1 protein-coding gene is annotated in these 257 nt (G+C 32.7%); it reads left to right on the forward strand.

From position 1 onward, the window contains the following. On the forward strand, positions 1-257 hold a 257-nt coding region (locus SB717_RS37495), incomplete at both ends, for a hypothetical protein (RefSeq protein WP_410908208.1).

The raw sequence follows: 257 nt of genomic DNA on the forward strand, positions 1-257 counted from the left end.
GGTCCCTATCAAAAGAAAATTTTTGATGCCCTGTCAAGTGTTTTAAATGAATTTGCCACTATCGATTTTTATGTATATCAAAATGATTACAGCCAGTTTAAAAAGCATGTACTAAACAGCAAATCAAAAGAATATACGCATTATGTTCTGAATGCTGATTTTGACAGTTGTGAGGAAGATGCAGTTGAATTTCTGAAAAATGAAATCCCTTTGGACAAGCTTATTATGCTTGATAAAAAAGTAGCGACACTTGATGG

Origin of the sequence: Priestia sp. SIMBA_032 (genome assembly GCF_046535215.1) — a bacterium.
GTDB lineage: Bacteria > Bacillota > Bacilli > Bacillales > Bacillaceae_H > Priestia > Priestia aryabhattai.